Origin of the sequence: [Acidovorax] ebreus TPSY, assembly GCF_000022305.1 — a bacterium.
Classification (GTDB): Bacteria; Pseudomonadota; Gammaproteobacteria; order Burkholderiales; family Burkholderiaceae_C; genus Diaphorobacter; species Diaphorobacter nitroreducens.
Window position 1 is genome coordinate 1,190,058 of record NC_011992.1, and the last position, 18,783, is coordinate 1,208,840.

Below are 18,783 nucleotides of genomic sequence, written 5' to 3' on the forward strand. Positions count from 1 at the left end.
TCAATTGGAAGCCTAATGGTGGAAAATTGATGCTACAATCAAAATCTTTCCGGTGCCAGTTGGTGGCGGAGAATGCGGGAATAGCTCAGTTGGTAGAGCGCAACCTTGCCAAGGTTGAGGTCGTCGGTTCGAGACCGATTTCCCGCTCCAGATAGTGATCTACAGACTTCTACTGACGTCTGTAAGTCGTTGAAAAGAGGGGCTTTGGCCCCTTTTTTCATTCCAGCGAGCGCCACGGAAATCCACCCACAGCTACCGTTTTTGAGTGACCAATTGAGGCACAAGAATACGGTTGGGACGGCTACCGGATAGTTGCTGGGGCTGAGCGGGAACCATGACGAGCATTAGGCCTAAGTCATAACTTAGGAGCCTCGAAATGGCACTCTCTGATCTGACAGTCCGGCAGGCAAGAACCACCGGCAAGCGCTACACCCTCTCCGATAACGACTGCCTGGGCCTGATGGTCTCTGCCGCAGGCGGCAAGTCGTGGATCTTCCGATACTACTGGCTGGGCAAGCAAAAGCGCATGTCCCTGGGTGGCTATCCCGCCCTCAGTCTGCGCGAGGCCCGCGCCGAGCGGGACAAGGCTCAGGTTCTGCTCGCCAAGGGCATTGATCCCCAAATCGAACGCGACCAGCGCCGGCACGCGGCCAAGCTGGCGGGCGAATACACCTTCAAGAACGTCTTCGATGCTTGGGTCGAGCATCGCCGCAAGGAACTCAAGGAAGGCCGTCAGAGCACGCTTTCGCAGATCCTGCGCATCTTCAACAAGGACGTGCTGCCTACCCTGGGGAAGATGTCGATCTACGACATTCGACGGCCCCAGCTCGTGGGCGTCGTGGCGGCGATCGAGAAACGCAAGGCGTTCACCACCGCCGAGAAGGTCCGCACCTGGTTCAACCAGATGTTCCGCTATGCCCTGGTCATCGCCGAAGGGCTGGAAGTCAATCCGGCCGCGGACCTGGACGTGGTGGCCGAGCCCAAGCCCCCGGTGGCCCACAACCCCTACGGGCTGGCCATGGCCGGGCAGGCGCTTTTCCAAGTTTGCGTAATAGATGTCGTTGGGGGCGGTCAGCAGCGGGATACCGGCCATCTGCACGCGGTCGAGCGCATCGAGTAGGTTGTCGCACAGCAGGGCGATGTGCTGGATGCCCTCGCCGCTGAACTGCATCAAGAATTCCTCAATCTGGCCGCCGCCCTGGCGTGCTTCCTCGTTCAGCGGGATGCGGATCAGGCCGTCCGGCGCGCTCATCGCCTTGGAGGCTAGGCCGGTGTACTCGCCGTTGATGTCGAAGTAGCGGATCTCTTGGAAGTTGAAGAACTTCGTGTAGAAGTCGGCCCAGTACTCCGACTCGCACAAGCGCAATCCCATGGACGTGTTCCGCGCGTCTGTCCAGAACTGGCCAGAGGTTGTGGAGTGCCATGCGCTGACCGGCGACATGGACTATCTGCTGCGGGTGGTCGTCATGGACATGGCTCACTACTCCCGCTTCGTGCTCGACACGCTGCTCAAGCACCCCAGCGTGCAGGACTGCAAGACCAGCTTCGTGCTGGATCGCGTAAAGAGCACCACGGCCTTGCCCCTATGAGCATTCGGCCGGTTGGTGTGGCGGGGATGCAAATAGCGATTGACCTTCCAACGGTGGCAAGGAGCACACTTCAAACACCCCAACCCGAAAGGAGTTTTCCATGCAATTCCATCTCGAAGACATGACCTGCGGCGGCTGCGCCCGCACTGTGACGAAAACGATCCAAATGATCGACCCCAACGCCAAGATCGTCACGGACCCGCCGACCCGCCGTGTCGAGGTCCAGACCTCGGCCTCGCAAGAGCAGATCGCCGCGGCCCTGAGCGAAGCTGGCTTCCCGCCGCGCGCGCAGTAACACCGCATCGTGGCCGGCATGCACACAGGACGGCCGATGCGAGCACGTGCGCTGCGCCGTACCTGGCGCGGCGCTCAGTGCATCCCAAGGTAGGCCGACCTTGGCCACAGGGCCATCGCCACCATCATCAGGTTCTCGGTCAGGGACACGAAGCCCAGCGGCACGTTGCTGTCCCCGCCCACGCAGGCGCACTTGAGTTCCCGGCGATCGACATAGACCGCCTTGAAAACCGACACGGCCCCGACGGTCCCGATGAACAGCGCCAACGGAATCGACACCCACATCCCCACGCCCGCGACCATCTGGACGCCTGCGATGGCCTCCGCGAACGGGTAGAAATAGGCATACCGAACCCAGCGCTTGGCCAGCAGGTCGTCGCGAAGCCGTCCACGTCCTTGAGCTTCTGCAGCGCCAGGAGGCACATGGCAAAGGCCACGAACCACTCTGCCGCCTGAATGCTCTAGACTTGGCCGAAGGCCGCCCAGCTCGCCGCCAGCGCCATTGCGGCCGCCGTGGCGAACAGCGCGATCACAGGGGTCTAGGTCACGGCGTTCTTGTCCTTCACGGACATGCCGAAGAATTTGCGTAGGTCGTCGTAGCCGCCCACGCGCCGCCCGTTTATGAAGACCTGGGGCGTGGTCTCGATGCCATGCTCCTTCTTGAACGCATCCGTCTGCTCGCGGCTTGCCAAGTGTTTGTCCTCGACCTCGTAGCCCTTGCGGTTGAGCAGATCGAGCGACTTCAGCCCGTAGGGGCAGGTATGGCCGGGCATGACCATTCGGTAGAGCGTGGCTAGCTTGGGCGCAGACATGCAGGACTTCTCCTGTGGGACTTTCCATGGGCCGGCCGTCACGGATTTAAGGACGTTGATGACCTTTCCAGCCTAACCGACGACCGTGCAAAGGGAGTGTAGACACCTGGCTCGCGGGTTGGTCTGGCCCACGGGTTGGTTATCTGGCGGCAATGCCGTCAGTCCTCCATCTGCCAGAGCAACCCTGCCGCAGGCCGGTGCGCCTGAGGCAGCACGCAGGCTCCTAGTGGTTCTCCTTGGCATGGTTGATCGTGTACTTGGGGATCTCGACGGTCAGGTCTTCGGTCGCAACGATGGCCTGGCAGCTCAGCCGCGACTGCGCCTCCAGTCCCCAGGCCCGGTCGAGCAGATCGTCCTCGCATTCCTCGACTTCGTTTAGAGAATCGAACCCCTTGCGCACGATGCAGTGACAGGTCGTGCAGGCACAGCTCATGTCGCAGGCATGCTCGATCTCGATGCCGTTGTCCAGCAGGGCCTCGCAGATCGAAGTGCCTGCTGGCACGTTCAGTTCGGCTCCCTCAGGCGCCAGTTCAGGATGGGGCAAGACGGTGATTTTGGGCATATCTCTCCTGGCTGCTCAGTGCGCACACGGCTTTTTTCCTGCTGCGTTGGCTCGCGCGCGGCGCGGCACTGCGCCAGTGCGCGCTTCGGGCTTGTTGTCACTGATATCGGGCTGCTCCAGCGTGTGCAGGATCGGGCAGTCGGGCCGTTCGTCGCCGGCGCAACACCGGATCAGCGCCTTGAGCGTCGCGGCCATCTCCAGCATGCTCTCGATGCGCCGGTCCAACTCGTCGATGTGTTGCTGGGCCAGACGCTTTACATCAGCACTCTGGCGCGACTTGTCATTCCACAGTCCCAGCAAGTCCGTGATCTCGGCCACCGAGAAGCCGAGGTCGCGCGAACGCCGGATGAAATGCAACCGGTGAACGTCGTCCTGGGTATAGGCGCGGTAGCCCGAATCGGTGCGGTCAGCCGGAGGGATCAGACCGATTTGCTCGTAGTAGCGGATCATTTTGGCCGAGACCTTCGAGGCCTTGGATGCTTCACCGATGTTCATGGTGTTCCTCCTTTCTCAATGAGCGGTATCCGCCGCCAGCGGCGGCTGGAAGCGGCGCAGGCGCAGCGCGTTGCCGAGCACGAACACGCTGGACAGCGCCATCGCGCCAGCCGCGAAGATCGGCGACAACAGCACACCGTATGCGGGGTACAGGACGCCAGCGGCCACCGGGATCAGGGCCGTGTTGTAGCCAAACGCCCAGAACAGGTTCTGGCGGATGTTGCCGATGGTCGCCTTGGACAGCGCGATGGCGTTGGGCACGCCCTGCAGGTTGCCCGACATCAGCACTACGTCGGCCGACTCCACCGCCACGTCGGTGCCGGTGCCGATGGCCAGGCCCACGTCGGCCTCGGCCAGCGCCGGGGCGTCGTTGATGCCGTCGCCCACGTAGGCGATCTGGCCGTGGCTGGCTTTCAGCCGGCGCACGGCTTCGACCTTGCCCTCGGGCAGCACTTCGGCCACCACCTCGTCGATGCCCAGTTGCTTGGCGATGGCCTGCGCGGTACGCGCGTTGTCGCCGGTGATCATCGCCACCTTCAGGCCGAGCTGGTGCAACGCGGCAATGGCCGCGGGCGTGCTGGACTTGATCGGATCGGCCACCGCGATGATGGCGGCCAGCCGGCCGTCGATCGCGGCGTACAGCGGTGACTTGCCCTCGTTGCCCAGGCGCTCGGCCGTGCGAGCGAAGCTGCCCACGTCCAACCCCAGCTCACGCATGAAGCGATCGGCACCGACCTCGACACGCGCGCCGTCCACGGTGGCGCGCACGCCCATGCCCGTGACCGAATCGAAGTCTGTCATCGTCGGCAGCGCGATGCCACCTTCCACGGCCGACTCGACGATGGCGCGTGCGATCGGATGCTCCGAGCGCGATTCGACAGCGGCGACCTTCGCCAGCACCTGGTTGCGGTCAAAGCCGTCGGCAATCTCCAGGTCGGTCAGGACCGGGCGGCCCTCGGTCAGCGTGCCGGTCTTGTCCACGGCCACCACCTTGGCGTCCTTGAGCAGTTGCAGGGCTTCACCCTTGCGGAACAGCACGCCCATCTCGGCGCCCCGGCCCGTGCCGACCATGATGGAGGTCGGCGTCGCCAAACCCATGGCGCAAGGGCAGGCAATGATCAGCACCGCCACGGCATTGACCAGCGCGAAGGACAGCGCGGGCGACGGGCCGAACACCAGCCAGACCAGGAAGGTCAGCACCGCGGCCAGCATGACGGCGGGCACGAACCACAGCGTCACCTTGTCCACCACGGCCTGGATCGGCAGCTTGGAACCTTGCGCCTGCTCGACCATGCGGATGATCTGCGCCAGCATGGTCTGACCGCCCACGGCGGTGGCACGCAGCGTCAGCGCACCCTTCTGGTTGACGGTGCCGCCGACCACGGTGCTGCCTTCCGCCTTTTCGACGGGAATCGGCTCGCCGGTGATCATCGACTCGTCCACGAAGCTGCGGCCCTCGGTCACTTCACCATCGACCGGCACGCGCTCGCCGGGGCGCACTTCCACGATGTCGCCCTGCGCCACGTCGTTGATCGGGATGTCCACGATGCGGCCGTCGCGCAGCACGTGCGCCTCCTTGGCCTGCAGGCCGATCAGGCGCTTGATGGCCTCGGAGGTGCGGCCCTTGGCCCGTGCCTCAAGAAAGCGGCCCAGCAGGATCAGCGCCACGATGACGGCTGCCGCCTCGTAGTACACGTTCACCGTGCCGGCCGGCAGCAGACTGGGCGCGAACGTGGCGACCATCGAATAACCGAAGGCCGCGGCCGTGCCGACCGCGACCAGCGAGTTCATGTCGGGACCCAGGCGGAACAGCGCCGGGAAGCCCTTCTCATAGAAGCGCCAGCCCGGAATGGCGAGCACCAGCAGGGTCAGCACGAACTGCAGATACCAGCTCTGCTGGATGCCAATGGTGGAAGCCACCCACTCGTGCATGCCGGGAATCATGTGCGAGCCCATTTCGAGCACGAACACAGGCAGCGCCAGCACGGCGGCCAGGGTCAGGTCGCGCTTGAGTTCGGCGCGCTCGGCGTCCTTTTTCTCGGCAGCTTCCTCGTCGGCCTGCATGCCTGTATCGACCGGGCTGGCCTCGTAGCCGACCTTATCGACAGCAGCAATCAGATCCTGCACGGATGCTACGCCACGCACGGTAGCGCGCTCGGTCGCCAGATTGACCACAGCCTCAGTGACGCCCGGCACCGCCTTGAGCGCCTTCTCGACGCGGCCCACGCACGAAGCGCAGGTCATGCCTCCGATCGCCAGCTCGATGGTGCCCTGAGGCACGTCGTACCCTACCTTCTCGATCGCCTGGATCAGCGCCATGCGATCGACAGGACGGTTCAGGCGAATGTCCGCTCGCTCGGTGGCGAGATTGACAGACACGCTTGCCACGCCCTCGACCTTGGCAAGGGCGGCCTCGACTCGGCCGACACAGCTTGCGCAGGTCATGCCCTCGATGGGCAGGCTGATTGCCGCTGCTTGGGCGCCAGCACTACTCGTTGTTGCCATGCTCATGGTGTGCTTCCCATAGTTGAAATTCGACATGGAGGGAGCTTAGGGTTTACCATCGTGGGAAGGTCAAGCGCTTTTTCGGATGCTGTCAGGTTTCAGAAATGACCCGGTGCACGGGGAACGGAGGCCTTGCCTGCCAGGCTCGCACTGGTTCTTTGCTGCGCGCGCCTAAGCGGCCGCTGCCTTGTTAATTCTGAAGGGCGAAAACAGCCATTCGAGGTTAGGAAATATTTTAAAAATGAATACAAGTAAGCCATTCAGTACCCCACCGAAGGGTCCCAGCGCCGATTTGGAATCGCTGTCACAGAATGACGTGACCATCTTGGCTGAGACATTCCGCCTCCTGGGTGACCCGTCCCGGCTGAGAATCATGCTGTGCTGCATGAAAGGCTCTTCCTCGGTCGGGGACATCGCTGAAACCCTCGAACTCTCGCAGTCGCTGGTGAGCCACCACCTGCGGCTGCTGCGCGGTGCTCGCCTGGTCAAGGGCGTGCGCCAAGCCAAACAGATCTTCTATGAGGTGGCGGACAAGCACGTGAACCAGGTGCTGCTGGATATGGCCACCCACATCGCGGAAGACCACAACGACGAGTAACTGTTGGGCATAGCATGCCGTTGCGGCGTGGCCTACGTTCCATGGCGATATGCGCCCCACCGCCCGCAGCTGCGTTCGGTGAGGTGGTTTGGATGCCGCTTCCGATCAATCAGAAGTTGAGCGCGCGCTTGTCCACGGCCAGCGAGGCCTCTTTGAACGTCTCGGAGAGGGTCGGATGGGCAAAGCAGATGCGGGCGATGTCTTCGCTGCTGGCCTTGAACGCCATGGCGATCACGGCCTCGGCCACCAGTTCACTGGCCTGCGGGCCGACCACATGCACGCCGAGTATCTCATCAGTGGCAGGATCGGCGATCACCTTGACGAGGCCCGGCGTGTCGCCCAGCGCACGCGCGCGGCCATTGGCCATGAACGGGAAGGAACCGATTCGATAGGCGGTGCCCTGCTCTTTGAGCTGCTGCTCGGTGCGGCCTACCCAGGCAATCTCTGGGCTGGTGTAGATGACGTTGGGGATCGTATTGAAATCGACGTGACCGTGCTGGCCGGCAATGCGCTCGGCCACTGCGACACCTTCCTCTTCCGCCTTGTGCGCCAACATCGGGCCACGCACCACGTCACCGATGGCCCAGATGCCGGGCACACTGGTGCGGCATTCATCGTCCACCAGCACGGCGCCGCGCTCATCCAGTTGGAGTCCCACGGCGGCCGGATTCAGGCCTTCGGTGTTGGGCACACGGCCGATAGCCACGATCACTTTGTCTGCCTGCAAGGACTGCGTCTGGCCCTGGCTGTCGGTGTAGTGAATAGTCACGCCAGCCTCGGTTGCATTGACTTCGCGAACCTTCGCACCTAGTTCGATCTTCAGGCCTTGCTTGTCGAACGCCTTCTTCGCCTCCTTGGCGATGGCTTGGTCGACGATTGGCAGGAAGCTGGGCAAGCCTTCGAGGATCGTGACATCCGCCCCCAGGCGGCGCCAAACGGAGCCCAGCTCCAGGCCGATCACGCCGGCACCGATGACGGCCAACCGATCGGGCACGGCCGCGATGTCCAGCGCGCCGTCGTTGGAGAGCACGACCCGCTCATCGAACGGTAGGTTGGGGAGTGGCCGCACGTTGGAGCCTGTGGCAACGATGATCTGCTTGCCCACCAAGGTAACAGCCTCATCGGCGGCGACGCTCACCTCGAAGCCACCATCGACAGTCCTGGTGAAAGACGCCAGGCCGTTGAAAAACTGGACCTTGTTTTTGCGGAACAGATAAAGGATGCCTTCGTTGCTGGACTTCACGACCTGATTCTTACGTTCCAACATCGTGGTCACATCCATGCGCAGATCACCCGTGGAGATGCCGTGCGTGCCAAAGTGGTGCTTGGCTTGTTCAAAGTTCTCTGACGACTGCAGTAGCGCTTTCGAAGGGATACAACCGATGTTGTTGCAGGTGCCGCCAGGTGCTGGCTTTCCGTCCTTGTTCTTCCAGGCATCTACACAAGCGACCTTCATGCCTAATTGGGCAGCGCGAATGGCCGCGATGTATCCGCCTGGGCCGGCACCGATAACAATGACGTCGAAATGCATTTCCATGATTTACATCTCCAAAGTTTTTGAGGAAATAGTGAGCGCCTATGTCGCGCCTTTTGTCAGGTGGTCGCCAGATTACAGCTCGTTCCCTGACGATCACGTTGAACACTACGGCAGAACGAACCGGGCGCTCGCGGTATTGCCCCCACGTTCGACTTGGACGACGGCCTTCGTGCCCTTGGCTGCGGCGAAGGTCCCGCTGCCTTCGAGGCGGCTTCCGTCCGCGGCAGGCGTGAGTTGCACCTCCTGCTTTTGTGAGCCGGTCAACAGTGTGAGCTTGGCTTTGGTGTTGCTTACATTGACCTGCTTGCCGTGGTCGCGCAGGTAGAGTTGCGCTGCTGCGGGCTGAACGACCAACTCGTAGTCCACGTCCCGGACTTCGGTCACGACGCCACCATGCAGCGGCTTGTGGTCATGCGCGTGGTCATGGTCGCCTGCGGCGAAGGCGGTGACGGATGCCAGGGCGAGGGCGGTGCCGGCCGTGAGGGAACGAAATCGAACAGACATGAAAGCTCCTATAGGGTTACGGTGGTTGAAATCGGGTGACAGAAGGCGTTGCATCAGAATGCCTCCGCGTCGCGGTCGTCCAGCAGGCGTTCGGCAGGCTTGCGGCCGAACAGCCAGAACATGGCGGGTGTAAGGAAGGTGTCTAGCAGCGTGGAGCTGACCAGCCCCGAGAAGATCACCACCGCGACGGGGTGCAGGATCTCAGTACCGGGTCGGGACGCCTCGAACAGCAGCGGGGCCAGCGCGAAGGCCGTGACCAGCGCGGTCATCAGAACCGGGGAAAGCCGTTCGAGCGAGCCACGCACGATCATCTTCTGGTCGAAGTCCTCGCCCTCCATGCGCATGAGGTTGAGGTAGTGGCTCACCTTCAGGATGCCGTTGCGCACAGAAATACCCGCGAGCGTGATGAAGCCGACCAGGGCGGCCACGGACAACGGCTGGCCAGACAGCCACAGCCCCAACACGGCGCCGACCAGGGCCAATGGAATGTTCACCATGATGAGCGCTGATAGGACGACCGACTTGTAGCGCGTGTACAACACCACGAACATGAGCGTCAGGGAGACGATGGACAGCAGGCCCACCAGTCGCGAGGCTTCCTCTTGTGCCTGGAACTGGCCGCCCAGCGTGATGAAGTAGCCTTCGGGCAAGCGCACTTCTTGGACGACGCTGCGTATGTCGGCCACTACTTCGGACAGCGGCCGTCCCTGAGCGTTGGCCGACAAAACTATGCGTCGACGGCCATCGTCGCGGCTGACCTGGTTGGGGCCGTCGCTGTCTTCGATGGTGGCAAGGCGCGACAACGGGACCCGACCCATGGGCGTGTCGATGAGGATGCGGCTCAAGCCCTCAATCGACCGCGCCTGCTCGGGCAGGCGAACCACCAGCGCGAAGCGGCGGTTGCCCTCGATGACCTCGGTGATCTTTTCGCCTTCGACCAGGCTTTGCAGCGTGGACAGAATTTGCGGTGCGGCCACGCCGTAGCGTCCCGCCGCCGCATAATCCACGCGGATTTTGATCTGCGGCGCTAGGACCTGCTTTTCGATCTCCAGGTCAGCAAGCCCCGGAATTCCGGCCAGCTTGGCGCGCAGCAGATCCGCCTGCCCGCGCAGGACGTCCAGGTCCTCGCCGAACACCTTGATGGCGATCTGCGAGCGCACCCCCGACAACATGTGGTCGATGCGGTGCGAGATCGGCTGGCCAATGCCGATGGAGCCGGGCAAGTGAGCCAGACGCGAACGGATGTCGGCGGTGATCTCCTCCATGGAGCGCTTTAGCTCCGAGGCGGGCAGCAGGCCCACGTCCAGCTCGCTGACATGCACGCCTTCGGCATGCTCGTCCAGCTCGGCCCGTCCGCTGCGCCGGCCCACGTGCTGCACCTCTGGCACCTGCGCGACCAGCAGCTCGGCTTGCTGGGCAAGCGCCGAAGATTCGGCCAGCGTCACACCGGGATTCAGGCGCAGGCCCACCAGCAACGTTCCTTCATTGAACGGGGGCAGGAACGTGGTCGGGAAGAATGGCACCGCGGCGACAGCCAGTGTGACAGCCACAGCGGCCATGCCAAGGGCGGCACGCGGCCGCTGCAAGACCCGCTGCAGGCCGCCCTGATAGCGCGTCTTCAACCAGGCTAGAAGCCGAGTGTCGCCATGGTCCAGCGTCCTCATCTTGGGCAGCAGGTAGTACGAAAGCACCGGAGTGACCGTCACAGAGACCAGCAGCGAGGCCAGCGTGGAGACGATGAAGGCGATGCCCAGCGGCACGAACAAGCGCCCCTCCATCCCCGGCAGCGCGAACAGGGGCAGGAACACCAGCACAATGATCATCGTGGCGTAGAGAATCGCCGAGCGAACCTCCATCGAGGCCCTGGCAACGATGACCAGGGGCGTCAGCCGGTTCTCAGGGTGGCGGGTGCGGTCCTCCTTGAGCCGCCGCATGATGTTCTCCACATCGACCACAGCATCGTCCACGAGACCGCCGATGGCGATCGCCAGCCCACCGAGCGTCATGGTGTTGATTGATAGGCCGAAATAGTGGAACACCAGCCCGGTCACGAAGATCGAGGCAGGAATCGCGGTCAACGCGATCACCAGGGGGCGCAAAGTGCCCAGGAAGAAGAACAGGATCACCGCCACGAAGACCGATGCGCCGATGAGCTTGCCTTGCAGCGTGCTGATGGACGCCTCGATGAAGTTGGCTTGTCGGAAGGTCACCTGTGGCTCGGCCATGCCAGCCGGCAGTGAGCCCTTCATGTCCGCCAACGCTGACTCGATCGAGCGGGTCAGTGCAATCGTATCGGCCGTGGGCTGCTTTTGGATGCCCAGGATCACGGCTGGCAGGCCCTCGAAGCCCGCATCGCCGCGCTTGATGGCTGGCGCAAACTGAACATCGGCGACCTGGTGGAGCAGGATGGGTTGGCCCGCACGCACCGCGAGAGGCAGGTTACGCAGGTCGTCGAGTCGGGACGTGCGGCCCAGGTTGCGGATCAGGTACTCGCGGCCATTGATCTCCAGGAAGCCGCCGGAAGTGTTCGCGGAGAAGCCCTTGAGAGCCGCATCCAGATCGGACGCAGTCACGCCCAGCTCTGACATTCGCGTGGTGTTGGGCTGGACCTGGAACTGACGGACCTCGCCTCCGATCGGGATGACTTGGGCAACACCAGGTATGGCCATCAGCCGGGGGCGTAGCACCCAGTCCGCGTACTCGCGAGTGTCCATGGCCGACAGCGGCGGGGCTGCGTTCTTCTGCCCTGAGGGCTTGGCACCGATGGGGATTGCAATCTGCATGATCTCGCCCATCACTGAGCTGATTGGCCCCATAGTGGGCGTCACGCCCGGGGCTAGCCCTTCCTCCATGGACGTCAGGCGTTCGGAGACCATCTGGCGCGCCCGGAAGATGTCGGTCTTCCAGTCAAATGTCACGTAGATGAAGGAAAGCCCGGCGCTGGAGACCGAGCGCACGCTTTCGACGCTGGGCAGGCCGTTCATGGCCGTTTCGAGCGGGAACGTGATGAGTTGCTCGACTTCTTCGGCAGCCATGCCGCCAGCCTCCGTCATGAGAGTGACGGTCGGCTTGTTGAGATCGGGAAAGACATCTACCGGCGTGCGCGTCAGGGTGAACGCGCCATACGCCATCAGCACCAGCGCCCCGATGATGACCAGGAGCCGGTTTCGTAAGCTATTTTCGAGAAGCCACTTGAACATGGAATGGTGCCCCTCAACGAACTTGATTGATCAGGGACGCGCCCTCGACAACCACGCGGTCGCCGTCCGCCAGGCCCGAAGTGACAGCGATGGATGCACCATCCAAAGGAGTGATGTTCACGACACGCGGCTCGAAGCGCTCGGCCTGGTCTTTGACCCAGACGATGTTCTGGTTGGCAGGGTTCTTCATCAGCGCACCGGAAGGCACGCGGTAGCCAGGTACCGTCGTCGCCTCTTGCACGAAGACCACCACCGGCATACCGACCGCCAAGCGCGAGAGGCTTTCGCTGGTGCCCTTGAACAGCATGGGCAGGGCCTGCTCGCGCAGGCTGCTGGCGGCACCGACGAAGCTCAGCGGCACCTTCTGACCGCCTACTGCGAGTGCAGCACCGGCCAGGTTCTGTGCCATTGCCGGATCGTAGGCAAGCGCCTCGATGCGCAGTTGGGTCGGATCGACCACCTCAAACACCAGTTCGCGCGCATCCACGACCTGCCCGGCAACTGCGGGGCTGGATGCGATGACGCCGCTGACTGGGGCCTTCAGTACGTCCCTGCCGGCGAGGCCCCCGCTCAAGGCGCGGGCGCGTTCGGTCAGGCTGTTCACTTCGCTTTCGGCTGCTTCGATCTCCTTGCGGGGCACGGTCTCCGACAGCTCGCGCAGCCGGGCCAAGCGCTTCTGCGCGAGCGCTTGGCCCGCACGCAGCTCGGCAACCTGGGCCATCTGGCCTGAGCGCTCCAGCACACCGCTGGCCGGTTCGATGTAAGCCAGCACCTGGCCCTTGCGCACGGATTGGCCGATCTGCGGCAGACCATCCGGCCCGGGCACCAGCCGGCCCATTACCATTGCCTGGACCTTGCCGCCTGTCGTCGGGTCCATGATTACTTTGCCAGCCAGTTCATGGCTGCGGGCCAAGGGCTCCTGCTTGATCAGCTGGGTGCGTACACCGATCTGACGTTGCGACGGTTTCGGAAGAAACACGCTGCCATCAGGCTGGCGCTGGGGGCCATTGGAAGACGCAGCCGGCGCTTCGTCGCCGTGGTCATGGCCGTCGTGAGCGAACGCGGGAGCAGCCAGAGCCAATGCAGCCGCCATGGCCGTCGTCATTAGGAAACGGAAGTTGCGCTTCATGCTGCACCTCGCAGTGCACCGTTGGTGCGTGTACGTCTGCGCAGCGCCCACGCTAGGACACCGACGCCGAGGACTGCGGCACCGCCACCTAGTACGACCACACGGCCGGATGCGACGGCATGCTCGTGTTCGGCGTCTTCGCTATGAACATCGAGAACGCCCGTCAACAGGTCCGATTGGCCCTGCGCAGTAATAGTGGCCATGATTGAGGTCTCGCCATCGGATAGCGGCTCAGTCAGATCGGCCTCGAACTCTCCAACCCCGTGTGAGCTGACCTTTACCTGTTGACCACCCAGCTCGAGGGTCAGCTCGCCATCGGTCACCGGCCGGTTGTCGGCAGCATGGTCGAGGTAGAGTGTGAGACGCTGGCCGTTCAGCACACCCACCAGTTCGAAGTCATCGGAAACTGCGGCAAAGCGCGGAAGCGCGGCCGCTGCGGGGGCAGGAGCGGCTTCGCCATGGTCATGGCCGTCGCCGGCCCACGTTGCGCTACTGCCAAGCAGGAGGCTGGACAAGGCAGCTGCACGCCAGAAAGAGGATTGCGACATTTCTAAGGTTCCAGGATGGTTGAGCGCGCGCCGATCAGCGCGTGCCGGAGATGTCAGTGAAAGTCTCGGTCGGCTGCGGCAGCGTGCCTTGTGCCTGCAACAGGGACGAGATGGCCGCGGCATGCTCCACCTTGGCGAGCAGCGCCGCGCGCTCGGCCTCGGTGGCCTCCTGCTCGATGCGAAGGCGTGTCGGCATGTCCGTCTCGCCCATCGCGAACGACTTTTGGTAGAAGGTGCGCGTTTGTTGGGCTAGTCGCTGGCGCTCCGAAGCGGCCTGCATCTGGGTGCTGGTTGCCAGTTCGCGCGATTGGGCAGTTCGAATTTCCGAGAGTAGCCGGGTGCGCTGGGCCGCGAGTGCCGACTCAGCCTCCAGTGCCTGCGCATTGGCGCTGGACAATTGCTCGGTATGACGGCTACCCGTACCGAAGGGAATGCGCACACCCACCGTGATCGTCTGGTTGTAGCGTTCGCCGTAGCCGCCCCGATCCCGCGTGGTCGCCAGGGTCAGTTCGGGGTTGGCGTACTTCTGATGGGACACCAGTTCCGCAGAGCGGCGGGCCGCCAGCGCCTTGTGCTGCAGTTCCAGCAGCGCAGGGTGGTTACCCAACAACGCGCCGGACGGCTGTGCCGATGCCGGTTGAACTCGGACACCTGACTGCTCCGGCTGCGCGGAATCGGCCTGCGACGGGATACTCTCGATGCCGGTCAGTGCCAACAACGCCTCGCGCTGCGTGATTTCTTCGGCCTGAGCAATGGCCAGGGCACTACGAGCCGACGCCAAGGCGCCATCGGCCTGGTTTCTGTCGGCTTGCGCCAGGTCGCCCGCGCGAACCCGGCGAGCCACATCTTGCGCCAACTCGTCCGCGCTGCGGGTGCGATCCTGCGCCGCCACCAATTCGGCCTGGGCACGCTGCCATGCCCACCATGCCTGGCGAACCTGTCCGGCCGTGCGTAGCTTGGCGGCCAGCATCCGGCTGGATAGCGCGAGGCTTTCCGCGTCCGCCCAGCGTGCCGACGAGGCGCGCTCACCAGGCATCCAAAGGGGAATAGCCACCCCGACTTCATATTCGCGCTGTCCGTTGCGGTTGTTGAACCGATCAGTTTTGGTGGAGGCTTCCAGCGCCATCGGACCTGCCACCCAACTGCCGGCCGTCTCTTGGCGTGCTTGGGCGGCCTGCTGCCAGGCGCCTTCTCCAGCGGCTTCTGGCTGCCGCTGCCAAGCTGACTCCCACAATTGGGCGACCATGTGGCTGTCTGGTCTGGATGGGACGTGAGGGGCGGCTACTGGCTGGGCTAGCACGGTGCCGGCCCAAAGCGTGGATACCGCCCATATCCATCCCTTGCGTATGTCTTTGCGAAGCATTCAATTCTCCATCGGTGTTGCATCAGTACTTACCCCCGGCTGGGTGTTCTCTTTCCGAGCAAGTGCTTGTCGTTGAAAAGCCACTGTTCACTGGCTTAGATATGAACAATTGTATATCTATTCATATGAATGGGAAAGAAAACCTTACATCCTTTGAGCACCAATCGCCTTAGAGAGGGCGTCGGGCGCAAGACATCGAGAGGCGAGGTGGGGCTAATCCACTGCGCAAACAGCTATGCAGACTCCTTGAGCATATCCCCCGGGGGGGGATATGATTGCTGCATGAAAGAGATGCACAAGCACACCAGCCACCCAGATCTCGTGAAACGGCTCAAGCGCGCCGAGGGTCATCTGCGACACGTCATCGGGATGATCGAAGGAGAAGAAACCTGCCTGGACATCGCTCGCCAGCTCGCTGCGGTGGAGAGCGCCGTCACAGCGGCCAAGCGCGTCCTGATCCATGACCACATCGACCACTGCCTATCTCATGATGAGGACTCCGTTCTAGCCGAAATGAAGGCGCTAACCAGACTGCTCTGAGGTCTCTCGATGCTCTCCGTCCTAAAGAACCGCACCTACCGCCACCTGTTCACCGCGCAGGTGATCGCACTCGTCGGCACAGGCCTGATGACGGTAGCGCTCGGCCTACTTGCCTACGAGCTGGCCGGGGCCGATGCAGGTGCGGTGCTCGGGTCGGCGCTGGCTATCAAGATGCTGGCCTATGTGGGAGTCGCTCCAGTCGCACAGGCCTTCGCCGACCAGTTCCCGCGACGGTCATTGCTCGTAGCGCTGGACCTGGTACGAGCGGTTGTCGCGATCTGTTTGCCCTTTGTCACCGAGGTCTGGCAGATCTATCTGCTGATCTTTGTCCTGCAAGCGGCATCCGCCGGCTTCACGCCGACTTTCCAAGCCACTATCCCGGACATCCTTCCCGATGAAGAGGACTACACGAAGGCGCTGTCGCTGTCCCGGCTGGCCTATGACCTGGAAAGCCTGATTTCCCCGATGCTGGCTGCTGCGCTGCTGACCGTCATCAGCTTTCACAACCTGTTCGCGGGAACAGTGCTCGGTTTCCTCGTTTCAGCCGCGCTCGTGGTCAGCGTGCGGTTGCCCACAACTATTCCCGGACCGCGCCGCGGCATTTGGGATCGCACGACCCGCGGCACACGCATCTATCTCGCTACGCCACGCCTGCGGGGCCTGCTGGCGATCAGCTTGGCCGTCTCGGCGGCGGGCGCCATGGTGATCGTGAACACGGTGGTTCTCGTGAAGGCGCGCTTTGGCCTAGGCGAGGTCGAAGTGGCGTCGGCACTGGCGGCATTCGGAGGCGGTTCGATGGTGGCAGCCTTCGTTCTGCCATCCTTACTGGAAAAGGTGGCCGACCGAACCGCGATGCTCACCGGCGCTACCGTACTGGTCGTGGGCACGGGGATCGGCGCACTGCTGCCGAGCTATGCATTGTTGCTGCCGCTGTGGTTGATCATCGGCTTTGGCTACAGCGTGGCGCAAACGCCATCCGGCCGTCTTCTGCGCCGCTCGGCCCATGCCGAGGACCGTCCTGCGATCTTCGCGGCACACTTCGCGCTGTCGCACGCCTGTTGGCTCATCTGCTACCCACTTGCCGGCCGCTTCGGCGCGGTCATGGGCTTGCCATCGACCTTCATTGTCATGTCCCTGGTCGGCTTGGCCGGCGTGGCGCTGACGCTCTGGCTGTGGCCGGCCAGCGACCCTTCTGACGTGGCGCATGACCACCCCAGCTTGCCGCCGGATCACCCTCATTTACGCACACACGCAGACCAAGGCAGGCACCATCACCAGCTGATTCTGGATGACCTGCACCGTATCTGGCCGAAAGGATAGGCACATTTTCTCGTTGCGGCATCACAACGCATGGCTTCGGAGGCTGAGAAGGGTGAGCGAAAATATATCACATGAACACATATTCATGTGTTATATTTCGCCATAGTCAAACACTCAACCAGCAGAGGCGCCCATGTCCCAATCCAATGCACATGACCATGGTCACGACCATGATCACGACCACACCCCCACAGTGACGAGCGCCAACGAGCGCAAGGTTCTGGTTTCCTTCTTCCTGATCTTCGGCTTCATGCTCGTGGAAGCTGTCGGCGGCGTGCTGTCGGGCTCGCTAGCCCTACTTGCCGATGCTGGCCACATGCTGACCGACGCCGTGGCACTTGCCCTGGCTTACGCTGCCTTCCGATTCGGTCGCCGCGCAGCCGACAGCAAACGCACATTCGGTTACCTGCGCTTCGAGGTCATCGCCGGCTTCCTGAACGCCGTGACCCTGTTCGCGATCGTCGCATGGATCGCCTACGAGGCGTGGGAGCGGCTGCAGGCGCCGCCCGTCATCCTCGCCGGCCCGATGATGATCGTCGCCGTGCTCGGCTTACTGATCAACGTCCTCGTGCTGTGGATCATGACCCGCGGCGAAACCGATCACGTCAATGTGAAAGGTGCCATCCTCCACGTGATGGGTGACCTGCTCGGCTCTGTCGGCGCCATCGTTGCAGCGATCGTCATCTACTTCACCGGCTGGACTCCGATCGACCCCATCCTGTCGGTTCTAGTAGCGGCGTTGATTCTGCGCAGCGCCTGGAAGCTCCTGGCCAAGTCGATCCATATCCTGTTGGAGGGTGCGCCAGAGGACGCTTCGCCGGAAAAGGTGGAACAAGGCCTGATGAGCACTGTGCCCGGCCTGGCGGCTGTCAGCCATGTTCACGTGTGGCAACTCACTTCCGGTCGCACGATGGCCACGCTACACGTTCGACCCAACGTGGACGAGGAGGCGCGAGCTGTGGTCAAGCGCGTCGAGGCGGTGCTGCGAGAGCAGTTCAGCATCGAACACGCCACAGTCGGAATCGACTGGAACTCGGAGGCTGACGAGAACATCTGCAGCCTGCAACCCACGACAGGCCGTCAGGACCACAGCGGCCACGACCACAGTGAGCACAATCATGACCATGACCACTCCGCTCCCGGTCACAAGCATTGAGGCCGTGCTAGACGGTTCGCAGTTCACTTGAGGGTTTGAATCCATGACATCCCGCAAAACCACCAGCGCCGCTATTGTGCAATGTTCGACCTCTAACCACGGCACGACCACTGATGTCCTCGCACTATCGCAAAGTGACGTCGCTGTTCTGGCAGAGACCTTCCGCCTGCTGGGCGACCAATCGCGATTGAAAATCCTGTTGCAGTGCATGCGCGGATCGGTCGCAGTGGGCGACATTGCTGGCTCGCTAGACCTGTCGCAGTCCTTGGTCAGCCATCACCTGCGCCTGTTGCGCGGCGCGCGCCTCGTGCGCGGCGAGCGCCAAGCCAAGCACATCTTCTACGGCATTGCCGACCAGCACGTCAGCCAGGTACTCCAGGACATGGCGGTTCACATTTCGGAGGACAGACACGACGATTGACTGAACATGTGAGTGCGCGCCGGCCTACGCCTTCAAGGGGTAGGCTTTTTTTGGCTATTAATCTAGAGAGACACCGGCGCGCCTTGCTGAATGCCTAGAAGACCCCAAGCAAAAAGCACTCTAAAAATAAACACTTGAACATATCTTCATGTGTGTTATTATTTGTCTACGGGGTATCCGAAAGGCGTAAGGACCACGCCATTATTTTTA

Annotated in this window: 17 protein-coding genes, 1 tRNA gene and 3 pseudogenes; 9 read left to right on the forward strand and 12 right to left on the reverse strand. The window is 62.7% G+C overall.

Features of this window, described 5'->3' with window-relative positions; genetic code table 11:
• Positions 1–74: 74 nt before the first annotated feature.
• Positions 75–150: transfer RNA gene (locus tag DTPSY_RS05670), tRNA-Gly, on the forward strand.
• A gap of 226 nt (positions 151–376) precedes the next feature.
• Positions 377–1,009: pseudogene (locus DTPSY_RS05675) on the forward strand (tyrosine-type recombinase/integrase); the annotation flags it as partial.
• Here the strand turns inward: DTPSY_RS05675 and DTPSY_RS17890 are convergent.
• Positions 983–1,345 (reverse strand): annotated as a pseudogene (locus tag DTPSY_RS17890) (VOC family protein); the annotation flags it as partial. The pseudogenes DTPSY_RS05675 and DTPSY_RS17890 sit on opposite strands and share 27 nt — an antisense overlap.
• Between DTPSY_RS17890 and DTPSY_RS05680 the strand changes: the two are divergent.
• Positions 1,341–1,589, forward strand: a pseudogene (locus DTPSY_RS05680) (Lrp/AsnC ligand binding domain-containing protein); the annotation flags it as partial. The pseudogenes DTPSY_RS17890 and DTPSY_RS05680 sit on opposite strands and share 5 nt — an antisense overlap.
• Positions 1,590–1,689: 100 nt before the next feature.
• Entirely contained in the window at positions 1,690–1,884 is a 195-nt protein-coding gene (locus DTPSY_RS05685; protein WP_012614049.1) for a heavy-metal-associated domain-containing protein, read from the forward strand.
• A gap of 74 nt (positions 1,885–1,958) precedes the next feature.
• Here DTPSY_RS05685 and DTPSY_RS18795 read toward each other — a convergent pair whose 3' ends face one another.
• The 5 genes from DTPSY_RS18795 to DTPSY_RS05705 form a co-directional block, all read right to left on the reverse strand.
• Positions 1,959–2,327: a MauE/DoxX family redox-associated membrane protein gene (locus DTPSY_RS18795; RefSeq protein WP_223656233.1), complete on the reverse strand. Its 369-nt coding sequence runs from the start codon at positions 2,325–2,327 to the stop codon at positions 1,959–1,961.
• Positions 2,328–2,422: 95 nt separating this feature from the next.
• Complete coding sequence (locus tag DTPSY_RS18800; protein WP_012614050.1) at positions 2,423–2,695, reverse strand: glutaredoxin domain-containing protein; 273 nt, start codon at positions 2,693–2,695, stop codon at positions 2,423–2,425.
• A gap of 223 nt (positions 2,696–2,918) precedes the next feature.
• Positions 2,919–3,257 (reverse strand): ISC system 2Fe-2S type ferredoxin, encoded by a 339-nt coding sequence (fdx, locus tag DTPSY_RS05695; protein ID WP_012614051.1) that lies wholly within the window; start codon positions 3,255–3,257, stop codon positions 2,919–2,921.
• Between the two features lie 15 nt (positions 3,258–3,272).
• Positions 3,273–3,752, reverse strand: coding sequence for a Cu(I)-responsive transcriptional regulator (cueR, locus tag DTPSY_RS05700; protein WP_012614052.1), 480 nt, complete (start codon positions 3,750–3,752; stop codon positions 3,273–3,275).
• 15 nt (positions 3,753–3,767) lie between these two features.
• Positions 3,768–6,257 carry a heavy metal translocating P-type ATPase gene (locus DTPSY_RS05705; protein WP_202944282.1) on the reverse strand — a complete coding sequence of 830 codons (2,490 nt, stop codon included), beginning with the start codon at positions 6,255–6,257 and terminating at the stop codon, positions 3,768–3,770.
• A 241-nt stretch (positions 6,258–6,498) separates the two neighbouring features.
• On the opposite strand from DTPSY_RS05705, the gene DTPSY_RS05710 reads away from it, so the two are divergent.
• A complete protein-coding gene (locus DTPSY_RS05710; RefSeq protein ID WP_015912826.1) occupies positions 6,499–6,855 on the forward strand; it encodes an ArsR/SmtB family transcription factor in 357 nt (118 codons plus the stop codon).
• Positions 6,856–6,964: 109 nt separating this feature from the next.
• Here DTPSY_RS05710 and lpdA read toward each other — a convergent pair whose 3' ends face one another.
• The 6 genes from lpdA to DTPSY_RS05740 all read right to left on the reverse strand — a co-directional run bounded on the left by lpdA (position 6,965) and on the right by DTPSY_RS05740 (position 15,019).
• Positions 6,965–8,392, reverse strand: coding sequence for a dihydrolipoyl dehydrogenase (lpdA, locus tag DTPSY_RS05715; RefSeq protein ID WP_015912827.1), 1,428 nt, complete (start codon positions 8,390–8,392; stop codon positions 6,965–6,967).
• A gap of 105 nt (positions 8,393–8,497) precedes the next feature.
• A complete protein-coding gene (locus tag DTPSY_RS05720) occupies positions 8,498–8,896 on the reverse strand; it encodes a hypothetical protein (RefSeq protein ID WP_015912828.1) in 399 nt (132 codons plus the stop codon).
• A 53-nt stretch (positions 8,897–8,949) separates the two neighbouring features.
• The gene (locus tag DTPSY_RS05725; RefSeq protein WP_012614056.1) at positions 8,950–12,096 is read right to left on the reverse strand and encodes an efflux RND transporter permease subunit; all 3,147 of its coding nucleotides are present in this window, start codon (positions 12,094–12,096) and stop codon (positions 8,950–8,952) included.
• A gap of 13 nt (positions 12,097–12,109) precedes the next feature.
• Positions 12,110–13,225, reverse strand: a complete 1,116-nt coding sequence (locus DTPSY_RS05730) for an efflux RND transporter periplasmic adaptor subunit (protein WP_003821159.1) — start codon at positions 13,223–13,225, stop codon at positions 12,110–12,112.
• Positions 13,222–13,773 carry a hypothetical protein gene (locus DTPSY_RS05735; protein ID WP_015912829.1) on the reverse strand — a complete coding sequence of 184 codons (552 nt, stop codon included), beginning with the start codon at positions 13,771–13,773 and terminating at the stop codon, positions 13,222–13,224. The genes DTPSY_RS05730 and DTPSY_RS05735 overlap by 4 nt, the downstream gene beginning before the upstream one ends.
• A 34-nt stretch (positions 13,774–13,807) precedes the next feature.
• Positions 13,808–15,019, reverse strand: coding sequence for a TolC family protein (locus tag DTPSY_RS05740; protein ID WP_223656232.1), 1,212 nt, complete (start codon positions 15,017–15,019; stop codon positions 13,808–13,810).
• Positions 15,020–15,418: 399 nt separating this feature from the next.
• Between DTPSY_RS05740 and DTPSY_RS05745 the strand changes: the two genes are divergently transcribed.
• The 4 genes from DTPSY_RS05745 (at position 15,419) to DTPSY_RS05760 (ending at position 18,573) form a co-directional block, all read left to right on the forward strand.
• Positions 15,419–15,676: a metal-sensing transcriptional repressor gene (locus tag DTPSY_RS05745; protein WP_003821156.1), complete on the forward strand. Its 258-nt coding sequence runs from the start codon at positions 15,419–15,421 to the stop codon at positions 15,674–15,676.
• A 9-nt stretch (positions 15,677–15,685) separates the two neighbouring features.
• Positions 15,686–16,996: an MFS transporter gene (locus DTPSY_RS05750; protein ID WP_003821155.1), complete on the forward strand. Its 1,311-nt coding sequence runs from the start codon at positions 15,686–15,688 to the stop codon at positions 16,994–16,996.
• Between the two features lie 133 nt (positions 16,997–17,129).
• Positions 17,130–18,152: a cation diffusion facilitator family transporter gene (locus DTPSY_RS05755; RefSeq protein WP_003821153.1), complete on the forward strand. Its 1,023-nt coding sequence runs from the start codon at positions 17,130–17,132 to the stop codon at positions 18,150–18,152.
• Positions 18,153–18,195: 43 nt separating this feature from the next.
• Entirely contained in the window at positions 18,196–18,573 is a 378-nt protein-coding gene (locus tag DTPSY_RS05760; RefSeq protein ID WP_003821152.1) for an ArsR/SmtB family transcription factor, read from the forward strand.
• Positions 18,574–18,783 lie beyond the last annotated feature (210 nt).